Source organism: Microvirga sp. P4_G7 (assembly GCF_056401005.1).
This window is the reverse complement of the sequence record NZ_JBFUKD010000745.1, coordinates 1-1,705: the sequence shown is the minus strand read 5'-3', so window position 1 is coordinate 1,705 and position 1,705 is coordinate 1. Positions and strand designations below refer to the sequence as shown.

At 58.5% G+C, this 1,705-nt stretch carries 1 protein-coding gene and 1 pseudogene; both read left to right on the top strand.

Annotated elements, in window-relative coordinates; all coding sequences use genetic code 11:
* A partial coding sequence (locus tag AC1DT3_RS20255) for a TonB-dependent receptor domain-containing protein (RefSeq protein WP_477467005.1) occupies positions 1–1,034 on the top strand: 1,034 nt, incomplete at its 5' end.
* 27 nt (positions 1,035–1,061) lie between these two features.
* Positions 1,062–1,705 (top strand): annotated as a pseudogene (locus tag AC1DT3_RS20250) (hypothetical protein); the annotation flags it as partial.

Sequence of the window (1,705 nt, the reverse complement as noted above, 5' to 3'; positions counted from 1 at the left end):
GTATTGGAACGTCGGGTTTCGACGTGTTCAACATCTCGCGGCTTGAAACCGGTGCGCTGAGTCACGAACTCACCTATGGCGGAGATCTCTTCGAGGACAACGTCAAGACGCGCGACTCTTACGGCACGAGCGATCAGCTGACCCCGTCGGGAACGCGACTCGCGACGGGCGCATTCCTGCAGGACAAGATCAGGTATTCCACGTGGCTCGAAGTGATCGGCGGCCTGAGGTACGACTTCTACCGTCTTACCGGTGACGACATCAAGAACGAAGGCGACCGTCTCTCGCCCAAACTCACGATCGGCGTCACGCCTTGGGAACCCATTACGTTCTACGGCACATATGCGGAAGCGTATCGAGCGCCCTCGCTCATCGAAACACTCATCGACGGATTTCACCCGCCGCCAGTGAGCGCTGGACGTTTCTTTCCCAACCCAGATCTGAAGCCGGAAATCGCGCACAATGTCGAGGGTGGGATCAACTTGCGGTTCAACGATCTCATCCGGGATTCGGATAAGCTCAGGYTGAAACTCGGCGTCTTTCGCAACACGGTCGCCGACTACATCGAACAAGTCTTCACGCCGTTCCCCATACCCGGGGGGTATCAGTATCAGAACATCGCGAAGGCAAAGCTCCACGGCTTCGAAATCGAGGGTCAATACGATGCGGGCCACTTCTTCGCCGGCATCGGTGGGCAGATCATGGATGGCAAAAACGCCTTTACAAACGAGCCTCTGAATAAGGTTCCGCCCAATCGTTTCATGGCGACGATCGGCTTTCGCCTGTTCGAAGAGCGGCTCGAACTCGGAACCCGCGTGACATGGGTCGCGGAGAAGAAGAATGCGGCGGCGCTCGGGTTCATCGGAGAACCCTACACGCTCGTCGATATCTTCGCCGATTGGGCCGTCAACGAAAATGTCAAAGCGGGTCTCGTGGTCGAGAACCTCTTCGACGTCCAGTACACGCAATATTTGAATGCGCAGGCGAGCCCCGGCTTGTCCGCGAAAGCATCGCTCACGGTAAAACTTTACTGAGCGTCCAAATCCGCGAAGGAGAATGACATGGCGATCACGATCAAGCTCACGGCGCAGGACAGCAGTTCGAAGGGCGTCAACTTCGACGCGTTTGTGTCGAAGTACTTCGCCGATTTCGCGTTCGAGGGTTGGCCGTACATCCTCGGCGGCAGCAGCACCTTCAAAGGCGATCAGCTAGTTCTTCTCGACAACATCGCCGGCAGCAACACCAAGGCTGTGGTGCTCGACGGGACGAATTTCGAGTACTACTTTGCCAGCCACATCATGAGTGGGACGCTCCGCAGCATCAAGCTGGCGACTCTTGGTGACAGCTACCAGGCGTCTACGGGTTCGTTCACGCAGGATGCCTCTAAACACATCGTCGGTTACTCGGCGCTGGTCGAGATATCGGGTCTGTCGATGTCCAACGGCTCTGCCGGCGGTGCGTTCCACCAGCTCGCGGCCGGTTTGATGGGAGGTGTGAGCGGCGGCGCGCGCGCGGCCGACCCCTCCATTCTGACGGCCGCCATCAAGAGCGAGGGCCACAAGCTGCTCGGATCGTCGGGCGCCGATACCTACACCGGGACGAAGTTCAACGATTCAATCCGCGGCAACGGCGGCAACGACGTGTTGAACGGCGGCGCCGGGAGCGACACGGCAATCTACAGCGGCAAGAAGAGCCAGTACACGAT